This window comes from Streptomyces sp. NPDC048111 (assembly GCF_043202815.1).
GTDB lineage: Bacteria > Actinomycetota > Actinomycetes > Streptomycetales > Streptomycetaceae > Streptomyces.
Genome location: NZ_JBIDBD010000037.1, coordinates 41,051 through 55,743, shown reverse-complemented (window position 1 = coordinate 55,743; position 14,693 = coordinate 41,051). Strand labels below are relative to the sequence as shown.

The window sequence follows — 14,693 nt, the reverse complement described above, 5'->3', positions numbered from 1 at the left end:
CCGGCGTTTGAGGACGAGCGCCGTTCAGGCGCGATGGGGGGTTCGGGGGCGCAGCCCCTGAGCAGGGGTGCAGGGGGCGGAGCCCCCGCCGGGGTCAGAGGGGCGGAGCCCCTCAAGGGGGTCTGGGGCGCAGCCCCAGGGGCCGAACCCTTCCAGCCCGCTGCACGGGCGGGTGGGTGGGCAAACCCCCCGGGGGTCCGAGGGGCGGAGCCCCAGGGAGCCGGGCCATCCAACCCCCTGCACGGGCGGGTGGGTGGGCGACCCCCTGGGGGTTTGGGGCGCAGCCCCAGGGGCCGGACCCTTCAAGCCCCCCGCACGGGCGGATGGGTGGGCGAACCCCCCGGGGTCTGGGGCGGAGCCCCAAAAGCTCAGCCGCCCCCAGGGTCAGGAGTGGCCCAGATCGTCCGAGGGGTCGGGCGCGTCCGGCACGGACCCGGACCGGTCCGGGCGGACCGAGAGGACATCCGCCCCCACCGTGTCGAGCACAGGCTCCGCCGGCCGAGGCGGCTTGGGCATGACGGCCGCCTCCGAATGCCCCCCGCACCCGTAGTCGAACGCCACGACACGCCCGTCCGCAGGACCGAATTCATTGGCGCAGATGCCGAACGCCTGGGAGAGCGACCCGGCGATCGGCACGAGGAAGGCGCAGGACACACAGGAGGCCGGCGCCGCCTGAGCCATCGCGGTCTTGCCCCCGAAGGATTCCTCCCAGCGGTCGGCCGCGGCATGCAGCCCGTACCGCGAGAGCACCCGCGCCCGGCGCATGCCGAGTTCGTCGGCGACGGACGCGATGGACCCGCGCGCCGTCCCGGCGGGGACGTCCCGGTCGGACAGCTCGGCGTCCTCCGCCTCGACCCGCTCGGCCAGCTCCTCGGAGACCGCGGAGTTCGGCGGCGGCGCGTCCTCCCCGGTGTAGCCGGGCTCGAGGCGCAGGTCGTCGGCCTCGGTGGGCAGCAGGTCGCCCGGCCCCATGTCGCCGGGCCGCAGCCGCTCGCTCCACGGCACCCACTCGGGGGCCTGGAGGGCGTCGGGTCCGGGCAGCAGGACCGTCTCGTCGAGGGTGACCAGCTTGGCGCGGGAGGCGCGGGCGACGGTCACCGCCCAGCGCCAGCCCCGGTAGCCGGGTTCCTTGCACTCGAAGAAGTGCGTGACGACCCGGTCGCCCTCCGACACGAGGGTCACGTGCTCGCCGACCACCCCGGGCGCGGCGGCTTCCTCCGCCGCCTCGCGGGCTAGGTCGATCGCCTCGGCGCACAGGCGGTCGGGGGTACGGCTTCGCGTCGTCGCAGCACTCACAGGTCTCGCTTCTCTCCTACGCCGTCTCACGGGTGCGCCGGGGAGCCGAATGCGTACGGGCGGCGGGCGGAGCGGACCAGGGGGCCGCGTCAACGTCCGCGCCCGGGCGATCAACTGCCCAGCGGCTGTCCAGTTCACTGACCAAGGGGGTCCCCCCTGCTCCGTATGAGCGTGGAGGCGCACCTTCTGCGACCCATTCTGCGGGATCACGGAGAGGCGCGCGGCCTTGGGCAGCCGCGGGCGGCGCGCCTGTCACGCTACCCCCTTCGTGGCCCCCGGCCCACCTGCGCGTCCGAATCCTGGTTCGGGTCGGGCGGGTGTGGGGCACTATGGCGGGGTGGCAACCGCGAGGTCGTCAGGGTCTTCGGACGGGTCCGGCCGCCTGGGCAGGGCAGGGCGGGCGGTCGGTCGCGCCCTGCATCTGCCGTTCACGGGGACGGCGCGTTCGATCAGAAAAGCCACCCATGCGCACGGCGCCGGTGAGTCGGGGCTCGGCAAGCTGATCGAGCTGCACGCGGTGAACGGCGCCGGCGACGTGATGATCACCGTGGCGCTCGCCTCGACCGTCTTCTTCTCGGTGCCCACCGACCAGGCGCGCGGCCGGGTCGCCCTGTACCTCGCGATCACGATGGCGCCCTTCACCCTTCTGGCGCCCGTCATCGGCCCGCTGCTCGACCGGATGCCGCACGGCCGCCGGGCCGCGATGGCCGGTGCGATGCTGGCCCGCGCCCTGCTCGCCCTCACCATGTCGGGCGCGGTCGCCACCGGCGGCCTGGAGCTGTACCCGGCGGCGCTCGGCGTGCTGGTGGCGTCCAAGGCGTACGGGGTGGTCAGAAGCGCCGTGGTGCCGCGGCTGCTGCCGCCCCGCTTCTCCCTGGTCAAGGCGAACTCCCGGGTCACCCTGGCCGGGCTGCTCGCCACGGGCGCGGCGGCCCCGATCGGCGCCGGGCTGTCCCGGATCGGGCCCGAGTGGCCGCTGTACGGGGCGTTCTGTGTCTTCGTCGGGGGCACGTTCCTGGCGTTCACACTGGATCCGAAGGTCGACTCGGCGAAGGGCGAGACCAAGGCGCGGCTGTCCGACCGGGGCGGCCGCAAGCCGAGTCTGCGCACGGTCGGGGTCTCGGTGCAGAACGGCCTGTACGCCAACGCGGCGCTGCGGGCGCTGTCCGGGTTCCTGATCTTCTTCCTCGCGTTCCTGCTGCGCGAACACCCCCTGTCGGGTCAGAGCGCGGCCGTCTCGCTCGGCATCGTCGGCGTGTCGGCGGGGGTGGGCAACGCGCTCGGCACGGCGGTGGGCTCGCTGCTGCGGGCGCGCGGGCCCGAGGTGCTGATCGTGACGATGCTGATGATCGCGCTGGGTGCGGCGGCCCTGTCGGCGGCGTTCTTCAGCGGGGTGATGGTGGCGGTGCTCGGCGCGACGGCCGGGCTCACCCAGGCCCTGGCCAAGCTGTCCCTGGACGCGATGATCCAGCGCGATGTGCCGGAGGAGGTGCGGACGTCCGCGTTCGCCCGCTCGGAGACGCTGCTCCAGGTGGCGTGGGTGCTCGGCGGGGCGATCGGGATAGCGCTGCCCCTCAACGGCGTGCTCGGCATGTCGGTGGCCGCTGCCCTGCTCGCGCTCGGCGCGGTCGTCTCGGTACGCGGCCTGCTCGGCGCGGCCCGCCGCGGCACCGCACACCCCCGCGTGGCCTGAGCCGCCCGCCCCCGCGGCGACCGCGCCACACCGGCACGCCGCACCCCCGCGCGGCTTGGCTCGGGGCGACCGATAGCCTTCGCTCCATGACCGTTGCGTTCATTTCCGGTAGGACCCGCCGGGCCGGCCTCGCACTCGCCGCCGCCTCCGCCGGACTCCTCGTCCTCTCCGCCTGCGACAAGCCGACGCCTCTCGCGACCGTGACGGTCGGCACGAACTCCGTCAACACCGAGGCGTCCTGCCGCGGTGAGGACGGCAAGCCGCTCGCCGAGGCCAAGCTGACCAGCTGCCTCAGCGGCGTCAAGGACGCCAAGTCGATCGACTACGCGCCCGGTGCGACCCTGCGTCTGGGGGTCGACCCCAAGGTCGTCGAGAACGGCAGCAAGTGGATCGCGCTGCTCGACGGCAGCCCGATCACCGAGGCGTCCTCCCAGACCTACCGGAGCTTCCCCGGCGCGGATGTCTTCTCGACCGGCGGGCAGGGTGCCGCGCCGAAGGAGAAGAAGATCAGCATCGTGCAGGTCAACAAGGACAGCAAGCCCGAGTCGGTCTGGAGCTTCACGCTCAAGCGCACCAACTCCTGACGACCGGGCCCCGCCTGATGCGTGTGCTGGTCGTGACCGCGGTGACGGCGGAGGCGGACTCCGTCGCCGCCGGCCTCGCCCGCGCCGGATACGCGCCCGCGGGCGAGGAATCGGTACGCCCCGGCGCCGCGCAGCCCCCGCTGGTCCGCTTCCGCGCCGAGGGCAGCCCCGTCGCCGTGGACGTGCTGCCCGCCGGGGTCGGCCCCGCCGCCGCCGCGGCCGGCACCGCGCTCGCGCTCGCCCGCGCCCCGTACCGCCTGGTGATCTCCGCCGGGATCGGCGGCGGCTTCCCCGGCGCCGCTCCGCTCGGCTCGCTCGTCGTCGGCACCGACCTGGTCGCGGCCGACCTCGGCGCCGGATCCCCCGAGGGCTTTCTGCCGCTGCCCGGCCTCGGCTTCGGCCGCGACCGCCTCGCCGCCCCCCAGGGCCTCGGCCAGGACGTGGCCCGGGCGCTCGGCGCCCCGCACGGCACTGTCCTGACCGTCAGCACCGCCACCGGGACCGCCGAGCGCGCCGCGGAGCTGCTGGCCCGTCACCCGGGCGTCCTCGCCGAGGCGATGGAGGGCTTCGGCGTCGCCGAGGCGGCCGACCAGCACGGTGTGCCGGTCCTGGAAATCCGCGCGGTCTCCAACTCCGTTGGTCCGCGCGACCGTTCGGCCTGGCGAATCGGCGACGCGCTCGCCGCGCTCGGCGACGCCTGCGGGAAGCTCCCGCCCGTACTGGAGAGTTGGACCCCGCATGAGCACTGAACCGGCGCTGCAGATCGCCTTCTCTCCCTGTCCGAACGACACCTTCGTCTTCGACGCGTGGGCGCACGGCCGGGTGCCCGGCGCGCCCGCCCTCGACGTGACGTTCGCGGACATCGACATCACCAACGGCATGGCGGAGCGCGGCGAGTTCGACGTCCTGAAGGTGTCGTACGCGGTGCTGCCGTGGGTCCTCGACGAGTACGCGCTGCTGCCCTGCGGCGGCGCGCTCGGCCGGGGCTGCGGCCCGCTGGTCCTCACCCGCGAGCCCGCGACGGACCTGACGGGCAGGACGGTTGCGGTGCCGAGCGAGAAGTCGACGGCGTACCTGCTGTTCCGGCTGTGGGCCGCGGACATGGTGCCCGGCGGGGTCGGCGAGGTGGTCGTGATGCCGTTCCACGAGATCATGCCGGCGGTGCGCGACGGCAAGGTGGACGCCGGACTCGTCATCCACGAGGCCCGCTTCACCTACCAGGACTACGGTCTGCACTCGCTCGCCGACATGGGCGAGCACTGGGAGGCGACCACCGGTCTGCCCATCCCGCTCGGCGCGATCATCGCCAAGCGCTCCCTGGGCGAGGACATGCTGCGCCGGCTCGCCGACGCGGCCCGCGCCTCCGTACGGCAGGCCTGGGACGACCCCGAGGCGTCCCGTCCGTACGTACGCGAACACGCCCAGGAGATGGACCCGGCCGTGGCCGACCGGCACATCGGGCTCTACGTCAACGAGTTCACCGCGGACCTCGGCGAGGACGGTTACGCCGCCGTGCGCGGGCTGCTGACCCGCGCCGCGGCCGAGGGGCTCGTACCGCCCCTCGGCCGCGATGCGCTGTCGTTCGTCTAGGGCCACGGCCCCCGGGCGGGCCGTCCGGCCGGACGTCGGCGGGCGGGCGGCCCGGCTCAGACGTCCAGCTGGTCGGCTACCGCGCGCAGCAGGCCGGCGATCTTCTTGCCGGCCGCCTTGTCGGGGTAACGGCCCTTCTCCAGCAGGGGCGTGATGTTCTCCAGGACCGTCGTCAGGTCCTGCACGATCGAGGCGAGCTCGTCGGGCTTGCGGCGCTGGGCCGCGGCCACCGAGGGGGCCGGGTCGAGGACCGTGACCGACAGGGCCTGGTCACCGCGCTGACCGGCGACGACGCCGAACTCGACGCGCTGACCGGGCTTGAGTGCCTCGATTCCGGCGGGGAGCACGGAGGAGTGGACGAAGACGTCGCCGCCGTCGTCGCGGGAGAGAAAGCCGAAGCCCTTCTCGCTGTTGAACCACTTGACCTTGCCGGTGGGCACGTCTGTCCTCGTCCTCGTACTCGTCGTTGTGTGCGGGGCGTCGTGCTGAGCGGGCGGTGGGCGAAAACGGCTCCGGACAGCACTGCAGCGGGTCGCCTCGGACCCGCCGACTCCAAGGCTAGTGGTCCCCGGGCGCCTGACAAGACGTCCTTGTCCATCCTTACGAGCAGGGAACTACCCTGGCGCAGTGACTACCGAAACCCAGGCCGGGACCGACCGCGAAGCCCTCACCACCGGTGATCGGCTGGTTCGCGTCGGCGCCGTCGTGTTCTTCGTCGGCGCACTCGCCACGCTGGTCACGGTGGCGCCGCTGTTCCTGCACACCGCCCCGTTCCCGTCGTACGCCTATCTCGTCTGCATGCTGATGGGCGCCGGCTTCCTGATCGCGGGCGCGGGCGTGCTGCACACCATCGCCGAGCAGCGCCGGCGGGCCCGCGCCTGACCGGGCCGGTGAGGCGGACGGGAAGCCACCCGAACCGGCCGCTCCCGTACGCGCGTGCGGGGCGGCGCTGTCAAGCGCGTTCGGCGGCGTAACCCTTCAACCAGGCCGGAAATGACGTCAGATCGTCGAGGACGACGTCGGCGCCGGCCGCGCGCAGTTCGTCCGCGCCGATGGGCCCGGTCGGCACCGCGACCGACAGCGCGCCCGCGGCCCGCGCCCCTGCCACGTCGCCGAGGTGGTCGCCGACGTACACGCGCGCCCCGTGTTCGCGCAGCGCGACCGCCTTGGCCTCCGCCCACAGCCCGCCGACGACCTCGTCCGGCGCGATGCCGAGGTGGTCGAGGTGCAGCCGGGCCTGCGGGGCGTTCTTGGCGGTGACCACGATCGCCCGGCCGCCGAGCTCCTGCACCGCGCGCACCGCGTCGGCCGCACCGGGCAGCGCGGGGGTGGGCAGGATCGCGCGTGTGGGGTAGATCTCACGGTATTTGAGGACCATCTCGGCGATGAGCTCCTCGGCGAACCAGTGGCGCAGCTCCCAGTCGAGCGGCGGTCCGAGCCTGCTGACGGCCTGGTCGGCGTCGATGTACGTCCCGGTCGTGGCGGAAAGTTCCTGGTAGACGGCGTGGATACCGGGGCGCGAGTCGATCAGGGTCATGTCGAGGTCGAAGCCGACCGTGGGGGCGTCTATGAGCATGGTGGCCATTGTGCCCAGGTGGGCGGCGTGCCCGGCCCCCTAGACTGGCGGCCGTAGTTAGCCAAGCCTTACCAAACACCGACCTGTGATGGGCCCGATGCCAGCCGCCGCACCCCGCCGGACCAGACGCCTGCTCGCGACGGCGGCGGCCGTCGCCGCGCTCCTGGTCGCCCTCCTCCTCTCACTCGCCGTGGGCGCCCGCCCGATCCCGCCGTCCGTGGTCCTGGACGCGCTGTTCGGCGGCGCGCACACCCCCGACGCGGAGGTCGTGCGCGAACTGCGGGTGCCGCGCACCCTGATCGGGCTCATGGTCGGCGCGGCCCTCGCGGTCGCCGGCACCGTCCTCCAGGGCATCACCCGCAACCCCATCGCCGACCCCGGCATCCTCGGCATCGGCCAGGGCGCCTCGGTGGCGGTGGTCCTTGCGATCGCCTTCCTCGGCGTGCACACGCTCACCGGGTACGTGTGGTTCGCGTTCGCGGGCGCCGCCGTCGCCTCGGTCGTGGTGTACGCGATCGCCTCCCGCGGACGCGGCGGCGCGACACCGGTGAAGCTCGCGCTGAGCGGCGCCGCGATCAACGCCCTGCTGGTCTCCGTGACGATGGGCGTGCTCACCACCAGGGCGGCCGCCCTGGACGAGTTCCGGTTCTGGCAGGTCGGCTCGCTCGCCGGACGCGATGCCCAAGTCGCCCACCAGATCTGGCCGTTCCTCCTGGTCGGCGTCGTCCTCGTGGCGTGGGTGGCGCGCGGCCTCGACGCGCTCGCCCTCGGCGAGGACGTGGCCAAGGGCCTCGGCCAGAACGTGGCGACGGTACGGATCGTCGGCGGCCTCGGTGCCACCGTGCTGACCGGCGTCGGGGTGGCCGCGGCCGGGCCGATCGCCTTCATCGGCCTCGCGATCCCGCACATCGCCCGCGCGATCGTGGGCGGCGACCACCGCTGGGTGCTGCCGATGGCGGCGCTCGTCGGCCCGGTGATGCTGCTCGTCGCCGACACCGCCGGCCGGATCGTCTTCCCGCCGGGCGAGATCCCGGCGGGCGTGATGACCGCCCTGATCGGCGTGCCGTTCCTGGTGACGCTGGTGCGCAGGAAGGCGGTCCCGGCATGAGCACCACGACCGCGGCCCGGCCCGCCCCCGTCCGCCCCGCCGGATACACCGTCGTACGGGCCGGCCGTTCGGCGTTCCTGCTGCACCGCAGGGCGACGGCGGTCGGCTCGGGGCTCCTCGTCCTGCTGGCCGCGCTCTGCGTGGCCTATCTGTGCGTGGGCGAGAGTTTCGTCGCGCCCGGCGACGTCCTGAAGGTGCTGACCGGCCAGGACTCGTCCGCCGAACTCGTCGTCGGCACGCTGCGTCTGCCCCGGATGGTGGCGGGCCTGATGGTGGGCGCCGCGTTCGGGATCGCGGGCGGGCTCGTCCAGACCGTCGCCCGCAATCCGCTCGCCAGCCCCGACATCATCGGCATCAGCCAGGGCGCCTCCGCGCTGACGGTCGGCGCGATGACGTTCGGCATCACCTCCTACGCGGTGCTGCCCTACCTCTCGGTCGCCGGCGGTGTCCTGGCGGCGGTCCTGGTCTACGCGTTCGCCTGGCGCGGCGGGCTGCACGCCACGCGGTTCGTCCTGATCGGCATCGGCTTCGCCATCGCGCTGCGCTCCGTCACCACGCTGTTCATGACCAAGGGCGACTACCTCGTCGCCCAGCAGGCCCAGATCTGGATGACGGGCTCGCTCAACGGGCGCGGCTGGGACGAGGCGGCGCCGCTGGGCTGGGTGCTGCTCGCGCTCGCGCCGGCCGTGCTGTGGGCGGCCCGCGCACAGCGCACCGTCGCCCTCGACGACGACACGGCGACCGCGCTCGGCGTACGGCTCGGCCGGGTGCGGCTCGGCCTGGTGGCGACCGGTGTGGTGCTGGCCTCGGTGGCGACCGGGGCCGCGGGGCCGGTCGACTTCGTGGCGCTGCTCGCCCCGCAGATCGCCCGCCGCATGACGCGCACCGCCCAGATCCCCCTGTTCTGCTCGGCGTTGACGGGCGCGTTCATCGTGGTCCTCGCCGATCTGCTGGCCCGCCGGCTGTTCTCGCCCACCGAGCTTCCGGTGGGCGTGCTCACCGCGGTGATCGGCGCCCCGTATCTGATCTGGCTGATCGTGCGCAGCCGTACGACTGGAGGAAAGTAGATGAGCAGCCGGCTGACCGCCAGCGGCCTGACCCTCGCCTATGAGGACCGTACCGTCGTGCAGGGGCTCGACCTCGCGGTGCCGGACGGACGGGTCACGGTGATCGTCGGCCCCAACGCCTGCGGCAAGTCCACCACCCTGCGGGCCCTCGGCCGCCTCCTGAAGCCGCGCGGCGGCGCGGTGCTGCTCGACGGTACGGAGCTGGCGCGCATCCCCACCAGGAAGATCGCCCAGTCGATCGGGCTGCTCCCGCAGTCACCGGTGGCGCCCGAGGCGATCACGGTGGCCGACCTGGTCTCGCGCGGACGCCAGCCGCACCAGCACTGGTGGCAGCAGTGGTCCGAGGCGGACGAGCGGGCGGTCACCGACGCGATGGCGCGCACCGACGTGGCCTCCCTCGCCGACCGCCCCGTCGACGAACTCTCCGGCGGTCAGCGCCAGCGCGTGTGGATCGCGATGGCGCTCGCCCAGGAGACGGACGTCCTGCTGCTCGACGAGCCGACCACCTACCTCGACATCGCCCACCAGGTCGAAGTGCTGGACCTGGTACGGCAGTTGAACCACGAGCGGGGCCGTACGGTGGTGATGGTGCTGCACGACCTCAACCAGGCCGCTCGGTACGCCGATCATCTGGTGGCGATGCGGGGTGGGCGGGTTGTTGCCGAGGGGGAGCCTGGGGATGTGGTGTCGGTCGGGCTCGTGCGCGAGGTGTTCGGGTTGGAGGCGGTGGTGATACCCGACCCCGTGACGGGCTCGCCCCTGGTGGTGCCCGGGGCCCCCCGCACCCCGGCCGCCCCCCGGGGCTCCGCCCCGGACCCCGAGGGGTCTGCCCACCCGCCCGCCCGTGCGAGGGGTTGAAGGGCCCGGCCCCTGGGGCTCCGCCCCAGCCCCGCTGAGGGGCTCCGCCCCTCGAACCCCGACGGGCTCGCCCACCCGCCCGCCCGTGCAGGGGGTCGGATAGGCCCGGCCCCTGGGGCTCCGCCCCAGACCCCCTGAGGGGCTCCGCCCCTCGAACCCCGGCGGGGGCTGCGCCCCCCTATCGCGCCTTAAGGGCGCTCGTCCTCAAACGCCGGACGGGCTGAGGATGCGCATGCCGGCCCGCACCGGTCCTGCCAGGGGCGCGGGGAACTGCGCGAGAAGCGACCACGGCCCGCACACGGCAGGGGGTTAGGGGCGCGGGGAACTGCGCAAGGCGGGCTAGGACAGGCGTGCGGGCCCGCACCGGTCCCGTTTAGGGGCGCGGGGAACTGCGCGAGAAGCGACCACGGTCCGCACACGACCAAGGGGTTGGGGGCGCGGGGAACTGCGCAAGGCAGGCCGGTACGCGCATGCTGGCCCGCACCGGTCCCGCTAAGGGGCGCGGGGAACTGCGCGACCAGCCACACACGGCCCGCAGATGAACCGGGGTCAAGGGGCGCGGGGAACTGCGCAAACCCCGGGCACCCCCAGCACCCCCAGGGGCGCGGGGAACTGCGCGAAAGGGTTCAGCGGAGCGGGCGTTGGGCTCGCCAGGTCAGGTAGGCCGCCGAGGCCAGGGCCGCCAGGCGAACCACCCAGGGCCACACCCCCGACACCGCCACCCCCATCCCCCCCGCAGCAATCGGCTCCCCCCACCGCCCGTCCTGCCGCCCCCACAACCACACCATCGCCCCCACCAACACCAACCCCGGCAACCCGAACACCGCCCACTTCGACTCCGCCGGGGTCAGCCGGCGCGACGCGTACGCCAGCAGCCAGCCCGCCCCCAGCGCCCACCACAGGCCGAACAGCGCGCCCGCCACCAACAGCACCGCCGCCAGCAGCAGGAACGGGCTGGAGAAGCGGGGGCCGTCGGGACGGCGCAGACGGAGCCGACGGCGTACGGGAGGCTCCAGTACCAGATCGACCTCGGCCTCCTCGGCAGAGGCGTCCACGGCGGAAGCACCCTTGGCGAAGGCGCCCTTGGCGGAGGCGTCCTTGGCGGAGGCGTCCTTGGCGCGGGCGCCCCCGGCCGACGCACCCCCGGCCGACGCACCCCGAGCAGACGCACCCTTGGCGGAGGCAGCCCCGGGTGAGGCCTCCTCGTCCTCCGCCGGCGGCCGCAGTATCTCCGGGATCTCCACCCCGCCCACGAACCCCGCGACGGAGTCACCCCCCAGCGGCCCGCCCGCCGGGCCGAGGCGCCACCAGTCGGGCTCGTCGCCCTGCGGGCCGAGTTCGTCCAGACCCGCCAGGTGCGGCGGCGTGGGCAGGGCGGGGGCCGGGGGCTCCTCCGGCTCGGCCCGGCGCGGGCGGGGGCGCGGGACGCGCTTGGCGCGGCCCGGGAACAGCCGGTCGCGCTGCTCCGGGACCGCCCGCCGCGGAGGGGGCTCGGCGACGGGCGGGGCGGGCAGCCCCGCCCCGGACGCGGCCCGCTCCACGACGTCCTCCGGAGAGCCGAACCCCCCGAGCACCCGCCGCACCGTCGCCGGCGTCTCCGTCCCGTACTTCGCCCGCTGCCGGTCGATCTCGTTGCGCAGCGACGAGACCAGCCGCATCCGGTCCCCGGACGGCAGCTGCCGCTGCTGGGCCAGGTCGCCGACCCGGCTCAGATAGTCGTAGACCAGCTGGTCGCTCTCGATCCCCACGCGCGCATCCCCTCCGCGGGCCCCGCCCGCCCCCAGGCCCTTGAGGAGCAGGGCGGCCGCCGGCCACCCCGAAGGCCGCCGTCCGCAGGCCCAGTCGTGTTCCGGACACCGGCTCCGGGTCCTGACGGTAGCGCGCACGGGCTACCGTGGGGCGGATGGGGACCGGCGAGCGCAATCAGGAGGCGCACGTGCCCGAAGGAACGACCGGCGCGACGAACGGGGCTGCCCCGGCACGCCCCGCCCCGGCACCGCACACCCCCGCGTCCGCCCCGCACGCCCCCGCCGCGGCACCCCGCACCCTCGCCGAGTCCCTGCGCTCGCGCCCCGACGACTCGCTGGCCGCGCTGCTGCGGGCCCGTCCCGATCTGCTCAGCCCCGTACCCGGCGACCTCACGCAGCTGGCCACCCGCGCCGGCACCCGGGCCTCGGTCGTACGCGCCCTGGAACGGCTCGACACCTTCGCGCTCCAGACCGCCCAGGCCCTCGCCGTCGCCCCGGACCCGGCCCCGTACGAGGCCGTACGGGCCCTGCTCGCCGGGGACGACGGCGATCCGGCGGTCGAGGACGCGCTGCCCGGCGCGCTCGCGGCGCTGCGCGAACAGGCCCTGGTGTGGGGCGGCGACGACCGGCTGCGCCTGGTGCGCACCGCCCGCGAACTGCTCGCCCCCTCGCCCACGCACCCCTCGCCCACCGGCCTCGGCCCGACCGTCGCCGAGGCGACCTCGGGCATGTCGCCGGGCCGGGTGCAGGAGATCCTCCAGGCTGCCGGGCTCGCCGCGACCCACGATCCGGTGTCCGCGGTCGCCGCGCTGACCTCGCTGTTCACCGACCGCACGCGCATGGGGCAGCTCCTGGACAGCGCGCCGCCCGAGTCGCTCACCGTCCTCGACCGCCTGGTGTGGGGCCCGCCGTACGGCGAGGTGTCGGCGGACCCGCCGCCCCCCGTGCGCTGGCTGCGCGACCACGGCCTGCTGCTCCCGGCCTCGGCACGCACCGTGGTGCTGCCCCGCGAGGTGGCCCTGCACCTGCGTGCCGGACGCGCGCACCGCACCACCGCTCCGGTGGCGCCCGCGGTCGCGCCGCTGCGCGAGTACCGTCCGCAGGTGGTGGACGCGACCGCCGCGGGCCAGGCGTTCACCGCGCTGACCACCGTCGAGGACCTGCTCGCCGGGTGGAACGAGGGCGGGCCCGCCGTGCTGCGCGCCGGCGGTCTGTCCGTACGCGACCTCAAGCGCACCGCGACCGCCCTGGACACCACCGAGCCCCTGGCCGCGTTCTGGCTCGAACTCGCTTATGCGGCAGGCCTGTTGGCGTCCGACGGCGAGGCCGACGAGCGCTATGCGCCGACCCCGGAGTACGACGACTGGCTGGAGCTGCCGCCCGCCGAGCGGTGGGCCCGGCTCGCGGTGGCCTGGCTGGACGCCACCCGTACCGCGGGGCTCGTCGGCGAGCAGGACGCCAAGGGCCGCACCCTCGCCGCGCTCGGCCCCGACCTCGACCGCTCCCCCGCTCCCGAGGTCCGCCGCCGGGTGCTCGCCCTGCTCGACACGCTGCCCGGGGCCACGTCCGCCGAGCCCGAGTCGCTGCTCGCCCGGCTGCGCTGGGAGCACCCGGCCCGCAGCGGGCCCGACGACCTGCGCTCGCGACTCGCCCAATGGGCGCTGTCCGAGGCGGAGTTGCTCGGCGTGACCGGCCGGGGCGCGCTCACCACGCACGGCCGTACGCTGCTGGCCCCGGCCGCCGGGCCCCTCGAACGCGGGGCGCTCGGCATGGCCGCCGCACAGGCGCTCGCCCCGCACCTGCCCGAACCCGTGGACCACGTCCTGCTCCAGGCCGACCTCACGGCGGTCGCGCCCGGACCGCTCAGACGGCCGCTCGCGGCGATGCTGGGGGTGCTCGCCGACATCGAGTCCAAGGGCGGCGCCACCGTGTACCGCTTCACCGCGGGTTCGGTGCGCCGCGCGCTCGACGCCGGGCAGACCGCCTCCGACCTCCAGGCCTTCCTCACCGAGCACAGCCGTACGCCGGTGCCGCAGCCCCTCAGCTACCTCATCGACGACGTGGCCCGCCGCCACGGACATCTGCGGGTGGGCGCCGCCTCGGCGTACGTACGCTGCGACGACGAGGCGATGCTGGGCGAGATCCTCGCCGACAAGCGCAGCCGCCCGCTGCGGCTGCGCCGCCTCGCACCGACCGTGCTCGCCACCACCGCGGAGCCGGCCGCGCTGCTCGACGGGCTGCGGTCGATGGGGTACGCGCCGGCCGCCGAGTCCGCCGAGGGCGATGTCGTGATCACCCGCGCCGACGCGCGCCGCACGCCGCGCCGGACGGCGCCCGTACCCGTGCCGGACGGGCCTCCGCTGCCGGACGAAACGCTGCTGGACGCTGCGGTACGGGCGATCCGGGCGGGGGACACCGCGGCGACGGTCATCCGCAAGGACCCGGCGGGCTCCGGCGGCGCCGGGTCCGACCGGCCCGGCTCGGACCGGCCCGGGTCCGACCGGCCCGGCTCCCCTGGCGCGGGCGCCGCGTCCCTGCCGCGCACGTCGTCGGCGGAGACGCTGGCGACGGTGCAGGCGGCGGCGATGACGGGGTCCGCGGTGTGGATCGGGTATGTGAACGCCGAGGGGGCGGCCAGTCAGCGGGTCATTGCTCCGGTGCGGGTGGAGGGGGGGTTTGTGACGGGGTACGACCACACGGCGGACGAGGTCCGCACGTACCCCCTCCACCGCATCACCGGCGTAGCCGAACTGGCCGACCCCCCGTAACCGCCCCCCTCCTGGGGCACTTGCCCACCCACCCATGCAGCGAGCCGGAGGCCTCGACCCCCTGGGGCTCCGCCCCAGACCCCGAGACGCTTGCCCACCCGCCCGCCCGTGCAGGGGGTTGGAGGGTGCCTGGCCCTGGGGCTCCGCCCCAGACCCCCCGAGGGGTTTGCCCACCCACCCGCCCGTGCAGGGGGTCGGATAGGCCCGGCCCCCGGGGCTCCGCCCCAGACCCCGAGGGGGTTTGCCCACCCACCCGCCCGTGCAAGGGGTCGGATAGGCCCGGCCCCTGGGGCTCCGCCCCAGACCCCCCGAGGGGTTTGCCCACCCGCCCGCCCGTGCAGGGGGTTGCATCGGCTGAGCCCTGGGGCTGCGCCCCAGACCCCCTGAGGGGCTCCGCCCCTCGAA

Annotated in this window: 13 protein-coding genes; 9 read left to right on the top strand and 4 right to left on the bottom strand. The window is 75.0% G+C overall.

What is annotated here, in order from left to right; genetic code table 11:
• Positions 1–384 precede the first annotated feature (384 nt).
• The gene (locus ACGF3I_RS32220; protein WP_393138303.1) at positions 385–1,296 is read right to left on the bottom strand and encodes a DUF3027 domain-containing protein; all 912 of its coding nucleotides are present in this window, start codon (positions 1,294–1,296) and stop codon (positions 385–387) included.
• A 319-nt stretch (positions 1,297–1,615) separates the two neighbouring features.
• Here ACGF3I_RS32220 and ACGF3I_RS32215 point away from each other — a divergent pair, with 319 nt between their 5' ends.
• From ACGF3I_RS32215 to ACGF3I_RS32200, 4 genes are all read left to right on the top strand, one after another.
• Complete coding sequence (locus tag ACGF3I_RS32215; protein ID WP_393138301.1) at positions 1,616–2,989, top strand: MFS transporter; 1,374 nt, start codon at positions 1,616–1,618, stop codon at positions 2,987–2,989.
• 86 nt (positions 2,990–3,075) lie between these two features.
• Positions 3,076–3,573, top strand: coding sequence for a DUF2771 domain-containing protein (locus ACGF3I_RS32210; RefSeq protein WP_393138299.1), 498 nt, complete (start codon positions 3,076–3,078; stop codon positions 3,571–3,573).
• 17 nt (positions 3,574–3,590) lie between these two features.
• A complete protein-coding gene (locus ACGF3I_RS32205; protein ID WP_393138297.1) occupies positions 3,591–4,322 on the top strand; it encodes a futalosine hydrolase in 732 nt (243 codons plus the stop codon).
• A complete protein-coding gene (locus ACGF3I_RS32200; RefSeq protein WP_393138295.1) occupies positions 4,312–5,163 on the top strand; it encodes a 1,4-dihydroxy-6-naphthoate synthase in 852 nt (283 codons plus the stop codon). Before ACGF3I_RS32205 ends, ACGF3I_RS32200 begins: the two co-directional genes overlap by 11 nt.
• A 56-nt stretch (positions 5,164–5,219) precedes the next feature.
• Here ACGF3I_RS32200 and ACGF3I_RS32195 read toward each other — a convergent pair whose 3' ends face one another.
• Positions 5,220–5,603, bottom strand: coding sequence for a cold-shock protein (locus ACGF3I_RS32195; RefSeq protein WP_393138293.1), 384 nt, complete (start codon positions 5,601–5,603; stop codon positions 5,220–5,222).
• 187 nt (positions 5,604–5,790) lie between these two features.
• On the opposite strand from ACGF3I_RS32195, the gene ACGF3I_RS32190 reads away from it, so the two are divergent.
• The gene (locus tag ACGF3I_RS32190; RefSeq protein WP_393138291.1) at positions 5,791–6,045 is read left to right on the top strand and encodes a hypothetical protein; all 255 of its coding nucleotides are present in this window, start codon (positions 5,791–5,793) and stop codon (positions 6,043–6,045) included.
• A 70-nt stretch (positions 6,046–6,115) separates the two neighbouring features.
• Here the strand turns inward: ACGF3I_RS32190 and ACGF3I_RS32185 are convergent, their stop codons facing one another.
• Complete coding sequence (locus ACGF3I_RS32185) at positions 6,116–6,748, bottom strand: HAD family hydrolase (RefSeq protein ID WP_393138289.1); 633 nt, start codon at positions 6,746–6,748, stop codon at positions 6,116–6,118.
• Positions 6,749–6,836: 88 nt separating this feature from the next.
• On the opposite strand from ACGF3I_RS32185, the gene ACGF3I_RS32180 reads away from it, so the two are divergent.
• From ACGF3I_RS32180 to ACGF3I_RS32170, 3 genes are read left to right on the top strand one after another with little or no spacing between them, the layout of a single operon-like run.
• Entirely contained in the window at positions 6,837–7,847 is a 1,011-nt protein-coding gene (locus tag ACGF3I_RS32180) for a FecCD family ABC transporter permease (RefSeq protein ID WP_393138287.1), read from the top strand.
• The gene (locus tag ACGF3I_RS32175; protein WP_393138285.1) at positions 7,844–8,914 is read left to right on the top strand and encodes a FecCD family ABC transporter permease; all 1,071 of its coding nucleotides are present in this window, start codon (positions 7,844–7,846) and stop codon (positions 8,912–8,914) included. Before ACGF3I_RS32180 ends, ACGF3I_RS32175 begins: the two co-directional genes overlap by 4 nt.
• On the top strand, positions 8,915–9,772 hold the full coding sequence (locus tag ACGF3I_RS32170; protein ID WP_393138283.1) for an ABC transporter ATP-binding protein: 858 nt from the start codon (positions 8,915–8,917) through the stop codon (positions 9,770–9,772).
• Between the two features lie 626 nt (positions 9,773–10,398).
• Here the strand turns inward: ACGF3I_RS32170 and ACGF3I_RS32165 are convergent.
• A complete protein-coding gene (locus ACGF3I_RS32165; protein ID WP_393138281.1) occupies positions 10,399–11,520 on the bottom strand; it encodes a hypothetical protein in 1,122 nt (373 codons plus the stop codon).
• A 155-nt stretch (positions 11,521–11,675) separates the two neighbouring features.
• Here ACGF3I_RS32165 and ACGF3I_RS32160 point away from each other — a divergent pair, with 155 nt between their 5' ends.
• Positions 11,676–14,288 carry a helicase-associated domain-containing protein gene (locus ACGF3I_RS32160; RefSeq protein ID WP_393138279.1) on the top strand — a complete coding sequence of 871 codons (2,613 nt, stop codon included), beginning with the start codon at positions 11,676–11,678 and terminating at the stop codon, positions 14,286–14,288.
• Positions 14,289–14,693: the final 405 nt, after the last annotated feature.

What these genes read in the sequence shown, in the direction of transcription:
- ACGF3I_RS32210 (WP_393138299.1), top strand. Translation starts at nt 3,076, where the DNA reads ATGACCGTTGCGTTCATTTCCGGTAGGACCCGCCGGGCCGGCCTCGCA.
- ACGF3I_RS32205 (WP_393138297.1), top strand. Translation starts at nt 3,591, where the DNA reads ATGCGTGTGCTGGTCGTGACCGCGGTGACGGCGGAGGCGGACTCCGTC.
- ACGF3I_RS32200 (WP_393138295.1), top strand. Translation starts at nt 4,312, where the DNA reads ATGAGCACTGAACCGGCGCTGCAGATCGCCTTCTCTCCCTGTCCGAAC.
- ACGF3I_RS32185 (WP_393138289.1), bottom strand. Translation starts at nt 6,748, where the DNA reads ATGGCCACCATGCTCATAGACGCCCCCACGGTCGGCTTCGACCTCGAC.
- ACGF3I_RS32180 (WP_393138287.1), top strand. Translation starts at nt 6,837, where the DNA reads ATGCCAGCCGCCGCACCCCGCCGGACCAGACGCCTGCTCGCGACGGCG.
- ACGF3I_RS32175 (WP_393138285.1), top strand. Translation starts at nt 7,844, where the DNA reads ATGAGCACCACGACCGCGGCCCGGCCCGCCCCCGTCCGCCCCGCCGGA.
- ACGF3I_RS32170 (WP_393138283.1), top strand. Translation starts at nt 8,915, where the DNA reads ATGAGCAGCCGGCTGACCGCCAGCGGCCTGACCCTCGCCTATGAGGAC.
- ACGF3I_RS32160 (WP_393138279.1), top strand. Translation starts at nt 11,676, where the DNA reads ATGGGGACCGGCGAGCGCAATCAGGAGGCGCACGTGCCCGAAGGAACG.